Genomic DNA, 18,068 nt, shown 5'->3' with positions numbered 1-18,068 from the left:
GAAAACACATTATGACAAAAATTACTGCCGCAATTACAGCCGTTGGAAAATATGTTCCTGAAGACGTTTTAACAAACGCAATGTTAGAGAAAATGGTTGATACAAATGATGAATGGATAACTTCAAGAACTGGAATAAAAGAACGTAGAATATTAAAAGGAGAGGGAAAAGGAACTTCTTTTATGGCAATAAAAGCAGCTCAAGAACTTATTGAAAAGAAAAATTTAGACCCAAAAGAAATAGAACTTGTTATTGTTGCAACCGCAACACCTGATATGCAAGCCGCTGCAACTGCCGCATTTGTAGCAACAGAGATTGGGGCAATAAATGCATTTGGATTTGATTTAGAAGCAGCTTGTTCTAGTTTTTTATATGGAATGTCTGTAGCATCTAGATATATAGAATCTGGAAGATATAAAAAAGTATTACTTATTGGAGCAGATAAATGCTCATCTATGATCGATTATACGGATAGAGCAACATGTATTATTTTTGGAGATGGTGCAGGTGCTGCATTATTTGAACCAAACGAAGAAGGCTTAGGGTTACAGGATGAATATTTGAGGAGTGATGGTTCTGGAAGAGAATTTTTGCGAGTTAAGGCGGGAGGCTCTTGTTATCCAATAACTAAAGAGGTGATAGATAACAGGGAAAATTTCGTATTTCAAGACGGGAAAACAGTATTTAAAAATGCGGTTTTTAATATGGCAGATGTAGCAGAAAAAATGTTAGAACGTAACAATTTAACAAAAGAAAGTATAGATTGGCTTGCAGCTCATCAAGCAAATAAACGTATTATTGAAGCAACAGCAAACAGAATTGAAGTCGATAAATCTAAAGTAATGATGAATATTCAGAAGTATGGTAATACAACATCAGCAACATTACCATTACTTTTAGCTGATTACGAAAAACAACTAAAAAAAGGAGATAAAATAATTTTTGCAGCATTTGGTGGTGGTTTCACTTGGGGATCAATTTACTTTAAATGGGCATATAACTCTTAATAAATTAATAACTAAAACTTAGTGAATATGGATTTAAAAGATATTCAAAATCTAATTAAATTTGTGGCAAAATCTGGCGCAAGTGAAGTGAAGTTAGAAATGGAAGATATAAAAATCACCATTAAAACTGGATCAGAAAAAACAGAAACAACAATTTTGCAACAAGCCCCAATGGGAATGTCTCAAATGCCAATGGCAGCTCAAGTGCCACAAGCTCCAGTACAATCTGAAGTTTCAGCAGATACAGCTAAAGCAGAGGAATCTAAATTTATAGAGATTACTTCCCCAATTATTGGAACTTTCTATAGAAAACCTTCACCGGATAAAGATGTATTTGTAGAAGTTGGAGATACAGTAAATCCAAATACTGTTGTTTGTATGGTTGAAGCAATGAAATTATTTAATGAAATTGAAGCAGAAGTAACAGGTAAAATTGTTAAAGTTTTAGTTGAAGACGGAACACCTGTAGAGTTTGGACAACCACTATTTTTAGTTGATCCATCATAATATAAAATCACAATTTTTAATTCTCAAAATCCAAACATATTTTTGGAATTTGTTTTTTGAATATTGAAAATTCGAAGAATTTATGTTTAAAAAAATATTAATTGCCAATAGGGGTGAAATAGCATTACGTGTTATTAGAACCTGCAAAGAAATAGGAGTGAAAACCGTAGCGGTTTATTCAACTGCTGATGCCGAAAGTTTACACGTTCGTTTTGCAGATGAAGCTGTTTGTATTGGTCCTCCAGCAAGTAGTGAATCGTATTTAAAAATGTCTAATATTTTAGCGGCAGCTGAAATTACAAATGCAGATGCAATTCATCCAGGTTATGGTTTTTTAGCTGAAAACGCAAAATTCTCAAAACTATGTGAAGAGCATGGAATAAAATTTATTGGTGCTACTGCTGAAATGATAAGCCAAATGGGCGACAAAGCCTCAGCACGTGCAACAATGAAAGCAGCCGGAGTTCCAACAATTCCTGGGTCAGATGGTTTATTAGAATCTTTTGAAGATGCGGAAATTTTAGCAGATGAAATGGGATATCCTGTAATGCTTAAAGCAACTGCAGGAGGTGGAGGAAAAGGAATGCGTGCCGTTTGGAAAAAAGAAAAGTTAAAAGAACTTTGGGATGGTGCCAGAAAAGAAGCATTTGCTTGTTTTGGAAATGATGGTATGTATATGGAGAAGTTAATTGAAGAACCTCGTCATATTGAAATTCAGGTAATTGGTGATTCTTTCGGAAAAGCTTGTCACTTGTCTGAAAGAGATTGCTCAATTCAAAGACGTCATCAAAAATTGACCGAAGAAGCACCATCACCATTTATGACTCCTCAGTTAAGAAAAAAAATGGGAGAGGCTGCTGTAATGGCAGCCGAATATATTTCATACGAAGGAGCCGGTACTATAGAGTTTTTAGTGGATAAGCACAAGAATTTCTATTTTATGGAAATGAATACTCGTATTCAAGTTGAGCACCCAATTACTGAACAGGTAATTGATTATGATTTAATTTATGAGCAAATTAAGGTTGCTGCAGGAATTCCAATTTCAGGTAAAAATTATATTCCAAAATTACACTCTATTGAATGTAGAATAAATGCTGAAGATCCTTTTAACGATTTTAGACCTTCACCTGGAAAAATAGAAACATTACATATTCCTGGAGGTCATGGAGTTAGAGTTGATACACACGTGTATGCTGGATATACAATTCCGCCTAATTATGATTCAATGATTGCGAAGTTAATTACAACTGCTCAAACTAGAGAAGAAGCAATTAGTAAAATGAGAAGGGCATTAGACGAGTTTGTAATTGAAGGTGTAAAAACAACTATTCCTTTCCACAGACAATTAATGCGAAACGCGGATTATTTAGCTGGAAACTATACTACTAAATTTATGGAAGATTTTGTTATTCATCCAGAAGAAGAATAGCATTTTATATTAGAATAAAAATAAAGGATATGAGTTTTCATATCCTTTATTTTTTATATTTACTTTCAATTTTCACATTATGAAAGAAAAAGAGTTGCATATTGATGGTATTGATAAAGTAATTTTAAAGCATTTAATGAACGATGCCAGAACTCCAATATTAGGTATTGCCCGCGAAATTGGAATTTCAGGAGCAGCAATACATCAGAGGCTACGCAAATTAGAGGCTAGTGGATTAATTTCAGGATCAAAGTTAATTGTTAATCCAAAAGTTTTAGGTTATAACATTGTTGCTTTTATAGGTGTTTATTTAGATGCAGCAAGTAAGTATTCTTCAGCATTAAAACGATTAAAAGAAATTCCAGAAGTTGTTGAAAGTCATTATACAACTGGAAATTGGGCAATTTTAGTGAAAATTGTATGTAAAAATAATGAGCATTTATTAAAATTGTTGAATCAAGATATTCAATTAATTAAAGGAGTTGCCCGTACTGAAACCTTTATTTCATTAGATCAGCAGATAAATCGTCAAATAAAATTATAAAAAAGCCAATTTTAAATTGGCTTTTTTAATTATTAATCTCTAGATCCTAATACTCTCAATCCCCAATAAAATAGCATTGCTAATGAGCCTAACGCAGCAACTAAATAAGTTCTTGCAGCCCATTTTAAAGCATCTTTAGCACCGTCTTGTTCAGTATTTGTAAGCATATTATTTGTTTTTAACCATGCTAAAGCTCTGTTACTTGCATCATATTCAACAGGTAAGGTAATAAAGCTAAATACAGTTGCTAAAGCCATCATTGCTAAACCAGCAATTGCAACCGTAGATCCAATTGCAGAATTTCCAGAAGCCGCTCCTAATGCAATACCACCAATTACAAGCCAAATTGAAAACTTAGATGTTATGCTAACAGTTGGTACTAGTTTTGATCGCATTTGTAACCATTGGTAAGCTTGTGCATGTTGCACGGCATGTCCCACTTCATGAGAAGCAACTGCTGCGGCAGAAGCATTTCGTTGTTGGTATACAGATTCACTTAAGTTTACAGTTTTATCAATAGGATTATAATGATCAGTTAATCTACCTGGTGTTGAAATTACCTTTACATCATAAATTCCATTATCATGTAACATTTTTTCGGCAATCTCACGTCCGCTTAATCCATTGTTTAGTTGAATCTTTGAATAATAGTTAAATTTTCTTTTTAGCTGTTGACTAACTAGCCAACTAACTAATGAAATAATACCAATTCCTATATAATATCCAATCATATTTTCTTTTTTAGTTATTGAATTTTAATTTAATAAATTTACAGCATAAATTATTCCAAAATATAGTTTCAGACAAAATGGCAAATATTCCACATATTTTATTAATATATACTGGTGGTACAATTGGTATGGTTAAAGATTATAAAACAGGTGCATTACGTACATTTAATTTTAACGAACTTTTAAAACATATTCCTGAAATAAATCAGTTAAATTGTTCTATTGAAAGTGTTTCGTTTAAAAAACCAATAGATTCCTCAAATATGAACCCAGAAAATTGGGTGAAGTTAGCTGAGATTATTGAAGTAAATTACAATAAATTTGATGGATTTGTAGTGTTGCATGGATCAGACACCATGTCTTACACATCCTCTGCAATTAGTTTTATGTTTGAAAACCTTTCAAAACCGATAATTTTCACAGGTTCTCAATTACCAATAGGGCATTTGAGAACAGATGCAAAAGAAAATTTAATAACAGCAATTGAAATTGCTTCATTAAAAGAAAATGGGAAGCCAATTGTGTCAGAGGTTTGTTTGTATTTTGAATATAAATTATATAGAGCAAATAGAACAACAAAAATAAATGCAGAACATTTTGAAGCTTTTACATCTCCAAATTTTCCTCCGTTAGGAGAGAGTGGAGTCCATTTAAAATTTTCTAAACAACTTTTAATTCAACCCAAATCAAATGAAAAATTAAAAGTTAGAAAAGAATTGAATAACAATATTGTTATTTTAAAAATTTTTCCAGGTATAACAAAAACTGTGGTTGAAAATATTTTTTCCATAAAAGGCTTAAAAAGTATAATTATTGAGACTTATGGTTCAGGGAATGCGCCAACCGAAAAATGGTTTATTCAGCTTTTAACAAAAGCTATTGAAAATGGTTTATACATAGTAAATGTTACGCAATGTATAGGTGGAAGTGTTATTTTGGGGCAATACGAAACAAGTGAATGTTTAAAGAAAATTGGAATTATAAGTGGAAATGATATAACAACAGAATCCGCATTAGCTAAACTTATGTATTTATTAGGTGAAAAAATTCCAAAAAGTAAATTTAAATCTGTATTTGAAACCGCTTTGCGCGGTGAAATGAGTTTGAATCATTAAATTTTTATTAAACAAATAATAAAAATTTGAATTAAAACGTAATAAATGAATGTATAATTGATTGAATTTTATAGATATTAAAAAATACTTAGTTATTGTAAAAAAATAATTTAAAGTGCTTGTAAAATTTTCAAAATTCAACATTTTTTTGTTACTTGCCATTCGCAAAAGTTTAGTAACAAAAGAGTTTTTATAGCAACAGGATTTTAATCTTACTCTTTTAGATAACTATTTGTTAAAAGAATTATATATTTAAACCGTAAAATTAATAAATTAACTATTACACGATGAAAAGAGTATTTACTATCCTTGCAATTACAGGGTTATTGTTATTTGGAGCAGCACCTAAAGCTATTGCACAAGATGCAGCAAACACAGAACAAGTTGCAGACGACACAGAAGCAAAAACATTTCACCAAGAATTAAAACAACGTTTTATAGAAGGTGGACCATTCTTTATGGGAATTGTATTAGTAGCCTTAATTTTAGGGTTGGCAATTGCTATTGAAAGAATTATTTATTTAAACATGGCTACTACTAATACTAAGAAATTAGTTAATAAAGTAGATGATGCATTAGCATCTGGTGGTGTAGAAGCTGCTAAAGAGGTTTGTAGAAATACAAAAGGACCTGTTGCTTCTATATTTTATCAAGGTTTAGATAGAATGGATGAAGGCGTAGATGCAGCTGAAAAAGCAGTTGTAGGTTATGGTGGAGTTCAAATGGGATTATTAGAAAAAAATATTTCATGGTTGTCTTTATTTATTGCTTTAGCGCCAATGCTAGGTTTCATGGGAACTGTAATTGGTATGATTAGTGCATTTGACTCTATTCAAGCTGCAGGTGATATTTCTCCAACAGTTGTTGCTGGTGGTATTAAAGTAGCCTTATTAACAACAGTATTTGGTTTAATTGTTGCAATTATTCTTCAAATTTTTTATAATTATATTATTTCTAAAGTAGATAGTATTGTAAATAATATGGAAGACGCATCAATTTCACTTGTTGACCTTTTGGTTAGACACAAAAAATAAGAAAAATTATGGATAATAAATTTTCAAAAATATTAACCTTAGTAGCAGGTCTTATTGGATTAATAGCTTTCTATTTTTTCATTAGAATTGTTATGATAGGTGATGATACGATAGAAACAGATGAAGCTGTACAAGCGAGTGTTGTTTCTCCATTTATAACATTTGCCAAAATTGTTTTAATTGCTACTGGTATTATTGCTGTAGTGTTTTCAATAATAAATTTAGTAAAACATCCACAGGTATTAAAAAGAACGCTTATTGGTGTTGGTGCTTTGGTAGTACTTTTAGTTGTAGCATATTCTGTATCTTCTGATGCAGCTGTTACAGATACTGTTGGTAGAGTTTTAGAAGATGGTGAAGCAGGTAGTGTTTCAAAATGGGTAAGTACAGGAATAAATTTCAGTGCCATTTTGGGTGTTGTTGGTTTAGGATTCTTTTTATTTGATTTTGTAAAATCACTGGCAAAATAATAGCACTATGGCAAGAAGAGAAAATTCAGAAATAAATGCTGGTTCAATGGCAGACATTGCGTTCTTGCTTTTAATATTTTTCTTAGTAACAACTACTATGGATGTTGATTCTGGTATTGCTAGAAAATTACCAGAAAAATCGGATACTCCACAAGAAGATGTTGTGGTTAAACAAAAGAATGTATTAGATATTACTGTTAACAGGAATAATCAAATACTTATTGAAGGAACCGACTTTGTACAGGTTACAGATATTAAGAGAATTGCGATGGACTTTATAGATAATGGAGGTGGTGAATCTGCTGCAAAACCAGATGGGACACCGGGAAAACCTTGTGATTATTGTAAAGGAGCTAAGGATCCTGCGTCTTCAGACCATCCAACAAAAGCTGTTATATCTTTACAAAGCGATAGGGGAACAACTTATGGAATGTACGTTTCAATTCAAAATGAAATTGAAGCTGCGTATAATGAGTTGAGAAACAGATTAGCTTTAGAAAAATATAAAAGGTCTTATAATGATTTATTAAGCGATTATAAGGATAATGCAACAGAAAGTTTAAAAGAAAAAATTGACTTTTTAAAATATAGTTATCCTCAAATAATCTCGGAACCAGAACCAATTAAATAATATCAGAATATGAGTAAGTTTAAAAAGAAGAAAAAAGGGTTACCTGCAATTTCTACAGCATCATTACCTGATATTGTATTTATGTTGTTATTCTTTTTTATGGTATCAACAACAATGAGGGAAACTGATTTGTTAATTAAAAAGCCAGTTCTTCCACAAGCAACCGAAGTGAAAAAGCTTGAAATGAAAAGTTTGGTGAGTACTATTTATGTAGGTAAATCTAAAGATGCAAGAATTGGAGGTGATAAAATTCAGGTAAATGACAAAATTATTGATGTTAGTGATGTTCCTAGTTTTATCTTTTCAGAAAGAGCCTTAAGAAAAGAAGAAGAGGTTAAGTTTATGACAACTTCTATAAAAGCCGATAAAGAGGCTAATGTAGGTACAATCTTAGATATTAAAGAGCAACTTAGAGATATTAATGCTCTTAAAGTTAGTTTTTCAACTACAAAAGGTGCTGATTTAAAAAGTAATTATAAAAAATAAAAAAACAAACGTTTTTATATATTAAAAAGGCAATCGTAATTGATTGCCTTTTTCTTTTTTATAAACTATATTTGTTAATATGCTAAAAAAAATCATAATATTGTTTTTATTATGTTGTGTTTCCCTACTTCAAGCACAAACTAAGATTGATTCAGTAGATACACCTTCGTATTTGGAAGATCAAATTTACTTATCCTTAACATATAATGGTTTAATGAATAGTCCAAAAGCTGTTTCTCAAAATGGATTTTCAGGTGGTATTTCTGCTGGTTTTATTAAAGATATTCCTTTTAATTTAAATGATAATTTTGGTATTGGAATAGGATTGGGATATGGATATAATGCATATATTCAAAATATTAAAATCACAAATGAAAATAATGTAACAATATTTAGTTTAGCCGAAGATTATAAAACAAATTGGCTTAGATTACATACTATAGAGCTTCCTTTTGAAATTCGTTGGAGGAATTCTACACTAGAAAAATATAAATTTTGGCGAATATATACAGGAATTAAGACTTCTTACATTTTTACTTCAAAATCGAAATTTACTGATTTTGAATCAACACTAATTACTAAAAACATTAAACAGTTAAATAAATTGCAATACGGTATAATATTTTCTGCGGGCTATAGTACTTGGAATTTATATATTTATTATGGATTAAGTCCCCTTTTTAAGAACAGTAGTTTAAATAATTCAGAAGCACTTAAACTAAATGATTTTAAAGTAGGGTTAAAATTTTATATAATGTAATAAATTGCAAACGCTAAAAATTGTGTAACCAATCCTATAAAAAAACCTAAAAATACTTCTTTTGGTGTATGCGCCTTTAATCTTAATCTTGACGAGGCAATAAATCCACTTAAAATAAAAAGCACAACTAAAGCTGGAATTAAATTTATCTGATAATAATAGCTGTAATATATTAAAAATCCGATTAAACCTCCTATTGCTGCTGTATGCAGACTTATTTTTATTTTAATATATAGGAAAATATAGGAAAATATAAAGCCAAATCCATACCCAAAAAAGAGTAGCGATAATATATCAACTAACGAAGTTTTAAAAAGCCAATTTGCTAAAATATAAGTTATTGATATAAATAATAAAGTAGGGAATTTTCGTTCCTCTATAGTTACCATATGATAACTGTTTATCATCCTAAAACGTTTTAAAAGAAAAAGAAAAACAATAGGAAACACGTAGGTTCCAATTAATATTACTGAAACAATCATATATTCCTGAGGTTTAAAAATATACCTTGGCAGCAATAAAAAATAGATTAAAGTTCCTAATATTGGAAAATTAATTGGATGAAAAAAAATTGAAACAAATCTTGAAAATTTCATAGCTTTTAAATGTAATTCTAAATCTCTTTTCTAAGTCTAGCAACTGGAATATCTAATTGTTCTCTATATTTTGCTACGGTTCGTCTTGCTATAGGATACCCTTTTTCTTTTAAGATAGCTGATAATTTGTCATCAGTTAAAGGTTTCTTTTTATTTTCTTCATTAATTACACTTGCCAATATATTTTTTATTTCTCTTGTTGAAACATCTTCTCCTTGATCATTTTTCATAGATTCAGAGAAAAATTCTTTAATTAATTTTGTCCCATATGGTGTGCTAACATATTTGCTGTTTGCAACTCGAGATACTGTAGATACATCCATATTTATTGCATCTGCAATATCTTTTAAAATCATAGGTTTTAACTTGCGCTCATCACCGGTTAAAAAATATTCTTTTTGGTGTTGCATTATTGCATTCATATTTAAAAGTAAGGTCTGTTGACGCTGTTTTATAGCATCAATAAACCATTTAGCAGAATCTAATTTTTGTTTAATAAATTGAACAGCTTCTTTTTGTGATTTTGATTTTTCTTTAGAATCTTTATACCCATGTAATAAATCGTTATATTCTTTTGAAACATGGAGTTCTGGTGCGTTTCTTGAATTTAAAGTTAGCTCTAATTCTCCTTCCACAATTCGTATTGAAAAATCAGGCACTATTTGTTCTGCTATTTTATTATTTCCAACAAATGATCCGCCTGGTTTTGGATTTAATTTTTCAATTTGAGAAATAGCTTCTTTCAATTCTTCTTCAGAAATGTGAAATTTTTGCAACAGTTTTTTATAATGTTTTTTTGCAAAATGTTCGAAAGAATTTTCAAGTATTTTTATTGCCAATATGTTGCTTGGCTTTTCGCTTTTTCTTTTTAATTGAATTAATAAACATTCTTTTAAATCACGTGCGCCAACACCGGCAGGATCTAACTGCTGCACTAAATGAAGCAATTTTTCAAGTTCTTCTATAGAAGTGAAAATATTTTGAGTAAAAGCTAAATCATCTAAAACATCAACTAAATCTCTTCTTAAATAACCACTATCATCAATACTTCCAATTAAGAAATCTGTAATAATTTCTTCTTCTTCAGTTAATCGATAGGTGTTCATTTGAGTTTTTAAATGCTGGGTAAATGAAGTTCCGGATGCATAAGGAATATTTTTTTCATCATCATCTAATGAATAATTATTTGCTTGTGTTTTATAGTTTGGCACTTCATCATCGCTTAAATATTCGTCAATATTTATATCTTCAGCACTAATACTGTCATTACCACCTTCATCATATTCATCATTTTGGGTATTATCAAATTCATCTGAATTTTCTTTACCACTTTCCAACGCTGGATTTTCCTCTAATTCTTGCTTTAATTTTTGTTCAAATGCTTGTGTAGGCAATTGAATCAATTTCATTAATTGAATTTGTTGAGGTGATAATTTTTGTAATAATTTATATTGTAAGCTCTGTTTAAGCATAAATTATAGTTGCTTTTTTATAAAAATACAAAAAAACATATAACAATACATTATATGTTTATTAATTCAAATATTTAAAATTCTGCATTTTGTGGAGTTCTTGGATACGGTATTACATCTCTAATATTACCCATTCCTGTTATAAATTGAACTAAACGTTCAAATCCTAATCCAAATCCGCTGTGTACTGCTGTTCCAAATTTTCTGGTATCTAAGTACCACCATAATTCTTTTTCGTCTATATTAAGTTCAGCAATTTTTTGTTTAAGTACATCTAAACGTTCTTCACGTTGACTACCTCCAACAATTTCACCAATACCAGGAAAAAGGACATCCATTGCTCTAACAGTTTTTCCATCTTCATTTAAGCGCATATAAAAGGCTTTTATATTTGCGGGATAATCAAATAAAATAACAGGACATTTAAAGTGTTTTTCAACTAAATAGCGTTCATGTTCACTTTGTAAATCTGAACCCCATTCATTAATAATATATTGAAATTTTTTCTTTTTATTTGGTTTGCAATTTCTTAAAATATCTATTGCTTCAGTATAACTAACGCGTTTAAAGTTATTTTCAACAACAAAATGTAACTTTTCTAAAAGAGACATTTCACTACGCTCATTCATTGGTTTAGATTTATCTTCTTGAGTTAAACGATTATCTAAAAAAGCTAAATCATCTGTATAATTTTTTAAAACATATGAAATAACATATTTTATAAAATCTTCTGCTAAATCCATGTTGTCATCCAAATTATTAAATGCAACTTCAGGTTCAATCATCCAAAATTCAGCTAAATGACGTGTTGTATTTGAGTTTTCAGCTCTAAAAGTTGGTCCAAAAGTATATACTTTACCCAGTGCCATTGCGTACGTTTCAGCTTCTAACTGACCTGAAACTGTTAAGTTTGTTTCTTTTCCAAAAAAATCTTTAGAATAATCAATTTTACCATCTTCTGTTTTTGGTAAATTTTCTTTATTTAAGGTACTAACCGTAAACATTTCACCAGCTCCTTCTGCATCGGAACCTGTAATAATTGGTGCGTGAAAATTGTAAAATCCATTTTCGTTAAAATACTTATGTACGGCAAAAGATAATGCAGATCTTAAACGCATTACAGAACTAAAAGTGGTTGTTCTAATTCTTAAGTGTGCATTTTCTCTTAAGAATTCGAAACTGTGTTTTTTTGGTTGAATTGGATATTCATCTGGATTAGAATCGCCCAAAATTTCAATTTCATTAACTTGAATTTCTACAGATTGTCCTTTTCCTTGGCTTTCTATTAAAGTTCCTTTTATAGAAACTGCTGCTCCTGTTGTTATTCGTTTTAAAATACTTTCATCGGTATTTTCAAAATCAACAACACATTGTATATTATTAATAGTTGAACCATCATTTAATGCAATAAATCTATTTGCTCTAAATGTTCTAACCCAACCTTTTAAATTTATTTCCTGTAAAAATTTATTTGAACTTAAAAGTTCGGCTACATTATTTCTAATCATGTTTAAAATTTTAAGAGTTACAAAGATACATGAACTAATGAAAGTTGGAAAGTCTTATTGTGGAAAAGTATCTAAGTTTACAATTGTTAAAAAACGAAAAATTTAATTTTAAAAATCTATAAATTATCTTTTGTAAAACCTAGTTTTTAATAGCTGAATATTTAATAAATTTACTTGTCTCCATTATTATCTTCTGGGGCAAGAATGTCTAAAGTAGGTTCTTTTAATGTTTTTTTATTTGCAATTTTCTTCTCTAACGACAACAATAGTGAAGGTAGTAAAAGCAGGTTAGAAACCATGGCAAATAGCAATGTAATTGAAACCAAACCTCCAAGCGCAATTGTGCCTCCAAAACTAGATACCGTAAATACTAAAAAACCAAAAAATAAAACAATTGAAGTATAAAACATACTAACACCTGTTTCGCGTAAGGCGGCATAAACAGATTGTTTAATTCTCCAATTATTAGCTATTAATTCTTGTCTGTATTTTGCCAAAAAGTGAATGGTATCATCAACAGAAATACCAAAAGCAATACTAAAAACTAAAATTGTTGACGGTTTTATTGGAACTCCTAAATACCCCATTAAACCAGCCGTAATTAACAACGGAAATATATTAGGTATTAATGAAATTATAATCATTCTGAAAGAACGAAACATAAATGCCATAAAAATGGCAATTAATAGGATTGCCAATGAAAGTGAAATTACTAAATTGTTTATTAAAAAAGTTGTTCCTTTTAAGAATACTAACGCACCACCTGTCATTGATACATTATAATCTTCTTTTGGGAATTCTTTATCAATTTTTTGTTGTATCCTATCTTCAATTAGTTTCATTTTATCAGTACCAATATCTTTCATAAAGGTTGTTATTCTTGCATACCTCCCTGTAGAATCGACAAAATTGTTTAGTAAATCTGAATTTGAAGTTGAGTTTTTAGTATAGGATAAAATCCAGTTTTTTTCTTGATTATTGGGTAATTGATAGTATTTTGGTATTCCGCTATAAAAAGCTTGTTTAGAGTATTTTACAATATTTAGAACAGATAACGATTTTGAAAGTTGAGGAATTTCATCAATAGTTTCATCAAGTTTATTCATACGTTGTAATGTGGAAAGTTTCATTACACCTTTTTCAACTTTTGTATCAATAACAATTTCAAGAGGCATAATGCCTCCAAATTCTTCTTCAAAAAAGACAATATCTTTAAAAAACTGTTTGCCTTTAGGCATATCTTCAATTAAACTTCCAGATATTTTAATCATGTAAACACCAATCATGCTTACAATAATTAATACAATAGTTGAAGCATATACAGCAAATCTATGGTTTCTTACTATGGATTCCATCCAAGTAACAATGGCATCAATCCATTTGCGTTCTAAATGTTTTAAATGTTTTTCTTTTGGCAATGGTAAAAAGCTATACATTATTGGTATAATTAATAGCGCCAACACAAAAATTGCCAGAATGTTAATAGAAGCAATTGTACCGAATTCTCTTAATAACTGACTTTTAGTAAAAATAAAAGTTGCAAAACCCGATGCAGTTGTAACATTGGTCATTAAAGTAGCATTCCCAATTTTAGAAATTACTCTTTGTAATGATTTTGCCTGATTACCGTGTTTTTTAACTTCTTGCTGGTATTTATTTATTAAAAATATAGCATTAGGAACACCAATTACAATAATTAAAGGTGGTATTAATGCCATTAAAACTGTTATTTCATATCTAAATAAACCTATAAAACCAAAAGCCCATACAACCCCAATACTTACTACAACTAAAGTTATAAATGTTGCTCTAAAAGATCTAAAAAAGAAAAAGAATATTAAAGCCGTTACAGCTAATGCCAAAAAAACAAAAAGTCCAATTTCATCAATAATGTTTTGAGCATTCATGGTACGTATGTACGGCATTCCAGAAACTCGAATATCTATATTGTAATCTTTTTCAAATTTTTCAATAGTTGGGTTTAGTGCATCAAAAATAAAATCTTTTCTAGCAGCAGTATTAACAATATCTTTTTTTAAATAAACTATGGTTCTTATAGTTTCGGACTTTTTGTTGTATAAAAAATTATCAAAAAATGGAAGGTTTTCAAAAAGCTCGTTCTTTATTTTTAAAACTTCTTCTGTTGTTGTAGGAGCCTTGTCATAAAGTGGTTCTACATCAAATTTTTGTTCGGTTTTATTTTTCTTTAATTTTTGAATATCTCCAATTGCAACTGTAAAATCTACTTCATTAAAACTATCTAACTTTTTAGATAAATCATTCCAGGCATTAAATTTTTCTGGTGTAAATATTGAAGAATCTTCAGTGGCTAAAATAATAAGATTCCCTTCTTCTCCAAAAAGCTCTAAAAACTGATTGTATTCAATATTTGTTTTATGATTTTCTGGCAGTAAATTCGCTTCGGTATAGGAGAAGCGCATATATTGCATTTGAGAAGCTAAAAAGTAGGTAAAAGCGGCAATTAATATTAATATTATGTACCTTCCTTTTAAAATTAATCTAGAAACCTGAGTCCAAAAATCCATTAAAAAAATTTTTGCAAAGGTAATAAAATTGTTGAGCTTTTAACGACTCGGTTTTTAAAAACCAAGTCTTAATTTATAGGTTAGTTTTACAGCCAAATTATCGCTCCATTCGTTGTTTTTATAATCTCCGTATCTATAAAAAGAGCTAACGCCAAATCCTTTAAATAAACTATTTAACTCTAATCCACTTTCTAAATAACCTTTATTTAAACTTTTAAATAATAAACCAGTGTGGTATTGTGGATTTTCAATGTCTCCAATTGCAGCTCTTGTTATTAAGGATAATTGAGGTTTGAATTTTGAACTAATTTTAAAAGGTGTTAATTCATGTTTTACGTGTATTGCAGCAAATTTATCTGAAATAAATTCATTATAACCCATAGTTTCAAAACTGTTTTTTCCTGCAAAAGTTATGCGTTTTACCCAGGGACTTTTAAAAGTATAATTTGGTGTTGAATTGTATAAATGTGAAATAGGAGCTTCTCCAAATACAATTCCTCCTTCGGCCATTATGGTAGTTTTTGCCTTTCTAATACGATTAATTTTATGTAATACTCTTAAATTTAATTGTGTAAAATCAAAATCTCCATTAAATACATCTTCAAAACTTTTTGTTAATTGAAATGTAAATTGTGGAAATTCATTTTTAATTTTAAGTTTTCCAACTGGAGAATTCATATATTCATTTTTAGGATTATATTGTAAACCCAAAGTTGCTGTTGTTAACTTATAGTTTATAAGATTTTTATTTGAAGAAATATAATGGTAATTAAAAACCGGTAGATAATCACCTGAACTCAACTGAAATTTAGTTTCTAAGTTTGGCTGAATATCATGAATAAGAAAGGCATTTACAGTTTTGTAATTGTAAAATTTATCAATATTTAAATTTCTTGGATTTATAGGTGAAAATGAGTTGTTCTCTTTTATAAAATCTAACGAGGCTGCTTCTTTTAATTCGTTTGTAAAATTAACTCCAAACCAAGTATTAGTATCTTTATTTAATCTTGTTGATACTCCAAAACTATATTTAAAATCTTTGTCTTTTGTACCATATGCCACATACGATTCAATTTTAAAAGTATTTGAAAAATTAGAGTTTGTTTCACCTCCAAAACCTAACCTTAAACCTTCATAATTATTTAAGTTTAATATTTTTCCTAAATCTAAATTTATATATTTTGTTGGGTAATAGCCTTTTAAAATATTGCGGGCTAAATTTATTTTTTTTTCAACGCCTTCCTTTTCAGCAACACTGTCAAGAAAAACATAAGTTGTTTCACCTCTTTTGGTAATTGAATCGGTTCTGAAAGAATTCCAAAATTCTTCCGATTTTTTATGTGCGTCATCATTAAATTGTATGGTTGAAGCCGCACTTTTTACAATAACAGGTTTGTTTATACTTATATTAGAATTTACAGATTTGGAAATAAAATATGTAACATCGCTCTCATTTTTCCCTTTAGTATTAATAATTGAATCGTTTTTTTGGCTTTGTGAAAATTTAACTGTACCGCCAAAAAGTGCAATATTTTCGTCATTATCGCCTTTTCTTAAAACAATATTCATATCACTAGGAAACCAAATTTTGTAATCTTTTTTAAAAGTATAATTTTGAGTAGCTTTTACATTTACAATACCTTTTAATTCTGCAATAGCTTTGGTTATAGCAAATTGCTTGGTATCTATATATAAAACACCTTCAATACCAAGAATTTCTTTTTTCTCTTTTGGTTTAAAATAAATGATTATAGATTCTCCAATTCCATTGTTAATAGTATCTAAAATTTTGTAATTGTATTGTTTTAAAGCATTATTAGCAATTGGGTTTGTGTATTTTGTGCCAGCTAAAGTGTAAAATTCATTATAAAAAGAAAGATCTTGAAAAGTAAGTGCTAAAAGCTCATAAATTGGTTGTTTTAAACCTGCCATTCTGGATGCTAAAACGACTTCTTTTTTCTTTTTCCCTTTTTGAAATTTATATTCAGAAACTTTTTCAGAGATATAAATATGTTGTTTTACAATATCTTTTTTAAATTTAAAATTAGAAGAATCAAGTTTTGAAAATTCTTTTTGTCCATCTTTTTTTATGATAAATATTGAATCAATTTTTCCATTAATAGAATCAGGGTTTGCTGTAACCAGTATTTTATTGTAAGTGTTGAATTTAAATGAATTAAGTGATTTTTCTATATCGTTTCTTACTTTGTTTTTAATGGTATTTCTAATTATTTGCAGCGCAGGATTTTCTTTAGCAGTTATTAAAACCTCATTTAAACTTTCTACTGAAGTAGTTAATTTTACACTTATAAATTTATCCTTTAAATTAATTGGAACAGTTACAGATTTGTAACCTATATAAGAGATTTTAATTTGATTGAATGCGTTTTTTGTTTGTATTGAAAATTTTCCATCGACATCAGTTAATGTGCCAAAACCAGTATTTGTAATAATTGAAGCAAATGGCAATGCATTTTTTGTTTTACTATCTACAACAATACCTTGAATTTGTTTTTGGGAAAATGTAATTAAAGGAATCAGATATATTAAAAAAAGGAACTTTTTCATAAAGTTGTTTTTTTGAACAAGTAACAAATATATAAGAATAAAAAAGCACTCGAATGAGTGCTTTTAGCTTTTATGATAAGTTTAACTATGATAGTTTATAATTAAACCTTCATAATTTCCTGATCTTTTATTTTATAATGTTCATCAACTTGTGAAATAAATTTATCGGTAAGTGATTGTATATCAACTTCTGCATTTGCTTTCATATCTTCAGATGCATCCGTTTTTTTTATTTCATGCATAGCTTCTCTACGGTCATTTCTAATACTTACTTTCGCAACTTCAGCTTCGGCTTTTGCTTGTTTAGAAAGTTCTTTACGTCTTTCTTCAGTTAAAACTGGTACGTTAATAATAATTACTTCACCATTATTCATTGGGTTAAACCCTAAATTGGCAATCATAATTGCTTTTTCAATTTCTTGAAGCATATTTTTTTCCCAAGGCTGAACTGTTATTGTATGTGCATCCATTGTTCCAACGTTTGCAACTTGAGATAATGGTACTTGAGAGCCATAATAATCTACTGTAACACTTCCTAACATAGTGGGTGTAGCTTTTCCTGCTCTAATATTTCTGAATTCTTTTTCTAAATGTGATATAGCATTTTGCATTAATTCTTTTGTGCTATCTATAATAAAGCGTAATTCTTCATTCATAATTG

General features: G+C 29.2%; 17 protein-coding genes. 10 read left to right on the top strand and 7 right to left on the bottom strand.

The window, feature by feature from the left end; genetic code table 11:
* The first annotated feature begins 11 nt into the window (after nucleotides 1–11).
* From BX611_RS02505 to BX611_RS02490, 4 genes are all read left to right on the top strand, one after another.
* Nucleotides 12–1,007, top strand: coding sequence for a beta-ketoacyl-ACP synthase III (locus BX611_RS02505; protein WP_115877908.1), 996 nt, complete (start codon nucleotides 12–14; stop codon nucleotides 1,005–1,007).
* Nucleotides 1,008–1,034: 27 nt separating this feature from the next.
* Complete coding sequence (gene accB, locus BX611_RS02500; RefSeq protein ID WP_115877907.1) at nucleotides 1,035–1,514, top strand: acetyl-CoA carboxylase biotin carboxyl carrier protein; 480 nt, start codon at nucleotides 1,035–1,037, stop codon at nucleotides 1,512–1,514.
* Between the two features lie 82 nt (nucleotides 1,515–1,596).
* Nucleotides 1,597–2,946 carry an acetyl-CoA carboxylase biotin carboxylase subunit gene (gene accC / locus BX611_RS02495; RefSeq protein WP_115877906.1) on the top strand — a complete coding sequence of 450 codons (1,350 nt, stop codon included), beginning with the start codon at nucleotides 1,597–1,599 and terminating at the stop codon, nucleotides 2,944–2,946.
* A 79-nt stretch (nucleotides 2,947–3,025) separates the two neighbouring features.
* Complete coding sequence (locus BX611_RS02490) at nucleotides 3,026–3,490, top strand: Lrp/AsnC ligand binding domain-containing protein (RefSeq protein WP_115877905.1); 465 nt, start codon at nucleotides 3,026–3,028, stop codon at nucleotides 3,488–3,490.
* A 32-nt stretch (nucleotides 3,491–3,522) separates the two neighbouring features.
* Here the strand turns inward: BX611_RS02490 and BX611_RS02485 are convergent, their stop codons facing one another.
* Nucleotides 3,523–4,221 carry a zinc metallopeptidase gene (locus BX611_RS02485; protein ID WP_115877904.1) on the bottom strand — a complete coding sequence of 233 codons (699 nt, stop codon included), beginning with the start codon at nucleotides 4,219–4,221 and terminating at the stop codon, nucleotides 3,523–3,525.
* A gap of 77 nt (nucleotides 4,222–4,298) precedes the next feature.
* Between BX611_RS02485 and BX611_RS02480 the strand changes: the two genes are divergently transcribed.
* From BX611_RS02480 to BX611_RS02455, 6 genes are all read left to right on the top strand, one after another.
* Nucleotides 4,299–5,336 (top strand): asparaginase, encoded by a 1,038-nt coding sequence (locus BX611_RS02480; RefSeq protein ID WP_115877903.1) that lies wholly within the window; start codon nucleotides 4,299–4,301, stop codon nucleotides 5,334–5,336.
* A 287-nt stretch (nucleotides 5,337–5,623) separates the two neighbouring features.
* Nucleotides 5,624–6,370: a MotA/TolQ/ExbB proton channel family protein gene (locus BX611_RS02475; protein WP_115877902.1), complete on the top strand. Its 747-nt coding sequence runs from the start codon at nucleotides 5,624–5,626 to the stop codon at nucleotides 6,368–6,370.
* Nucleotides 6,371–6,378: 8 nt separating this feature from the next.
* Complete coding sequence (locus tag BX611_RS02470; protein WP_115877901.1) at nucleotides 6,379–6,840, top strand: hypothetical protein; 462 nt, start codon at nucleotides 6,379–6,381, stop codon at nucleotides 6,838–6,840.
* Between the two features lie 7 nt (nucleotides 6,841–6,847).
* On the top strand, nucleotides 6,848–7,471 hold the full coding sequence (locus tag BX611_RS02465; RefSeq protein ID WP_115877900.1) for an ExbD/TolR family protein: 624 nt from the start codon (nucleotides 6,848–6,850) through the stop codon (nucleotides 7,469–7,471).
* 9 nt (nucleotides 7,472–7,480) lie between these two features.
* Complete coding sequence (locus BX611_RS02460; RefSeq protein WP_115877899.1) at nucleotides 7,481–7,957, top strand: ExbD/TolR family protein; 477 nt, start codon at nucleotides 7,481–7,483, stop codon at nucleotides 7,955–7,957.
* A gap of 79 nt (nucleotides 7,958–8,036) precedes the next feature.
* Complete coding sequence (locus BX611_RS02455) at nucleotides 8,037–8,717, top strand: porin family protein (RefSeq protein WP_115877898.1); 681 nt, start codon at nucleotides 8,037–8,039, stop codon at nucleotides 8,715–8,717.
* Here the strand turns inward: BX611_RS02455 and BX611_RS02450 are convergent.
* The 6 genes from BX611_RS02450 to frr form a co-directional block, all read right to left on the bottom strand.
* Nucleotides 8,705–9,313, bottom strand: a complete 609-nt coding sequence (locus BX611_RS02450) for a phosphatase PAP2 family protein (protein WP_115877897.1) — start codon at nucleotides 9,311–9,313, stop codon at nucleotides 8,705–8,707. The genes BX611_RS02455 and BX611_RS02450 overlap by 13 nt on opposite strands.
* Before the next feature lie 17 nt (nucleotides 9,314–9,330).
* Nucleotides 9,331–10,785, bottom strand: coding sequence for an RNA polymerase factor sigma-54 (gene rpoN, locus BX611_RS02445; RefSeq protein ID WP_115877896.1), 1,455 nt, complete (start codon nucleotides 10,783–10,785; stop codon nucleotides 9,331–9,333).
* A gap of 74 nt (nucleotides 10,786–10,859) precedes the next feature.
* A complete protein-coding gene (gene asnS, locus BX611_RS02440; RefSeq protein WP_115877895.1) occupies nucleotides 10,860–12,293 on the bottom strand; it encodes an asparagine--tRNA ligase in 1,434 nt (477 codons plus the stop codon).
* A gap of 170 nt (nucleotides 12,294–12,463) precedes the next feature.
* Nucleotides 12,464–14,839: an efflux RND transporter permease subunit gene (locus BX611_RS02435; RefSeq protein ID WP_115877894.1), complete on the bottom strand. Its 2,376-nt coding sequence runs from the start codon at nucleotides 14,837–14,839 to the stop codon at nucleotides 12,464–12,466.
* Nucleotides 14,840–14,893: 54 nt separating this feature from the next.
* On the bottom strand, nucleotides 14,894–17,407 hold the full coding sequence (locus BX611_RS02430) for a DUF5686 and carboxypeptidase-like regulatory domain-containing protein (RefSeq protein ID WP_115877893.1): 2,514 nt from the start codon (nucleotides 17,405–17,407) through the stop codon (nucleotides 14,894–14,896).
* A 101-nt stretch (nucleotides 17,408–17,508) separates the two neighbouring features.
* Nucleotides 17,509–18,063, bottom strand: coding sequence for a ribosome recycling factor (frr, locus tag BX611_RS02425; protein ID WP_115877892.1), 555 nt, complete (start codon nucleotides 18,061–18,063; stop codon nucleotides 17,509–17,511).
* Nucleotides 18,064–18,068 lie beyond the last annotated feature (5 nt).

Origin of the sequence: Lutibacter oceani (assembly GCF_003384935.1) — a bacterium.
Lineage (GTDB): Bacteria > Bacteroidota > Bacteroidia > Flavobacteriales > Flavobacteriaceae > Lutibacter > Lutibacter oceani.
This window is presented reverse-complemented; position numbering and strand designations above follow the sequence as displayed.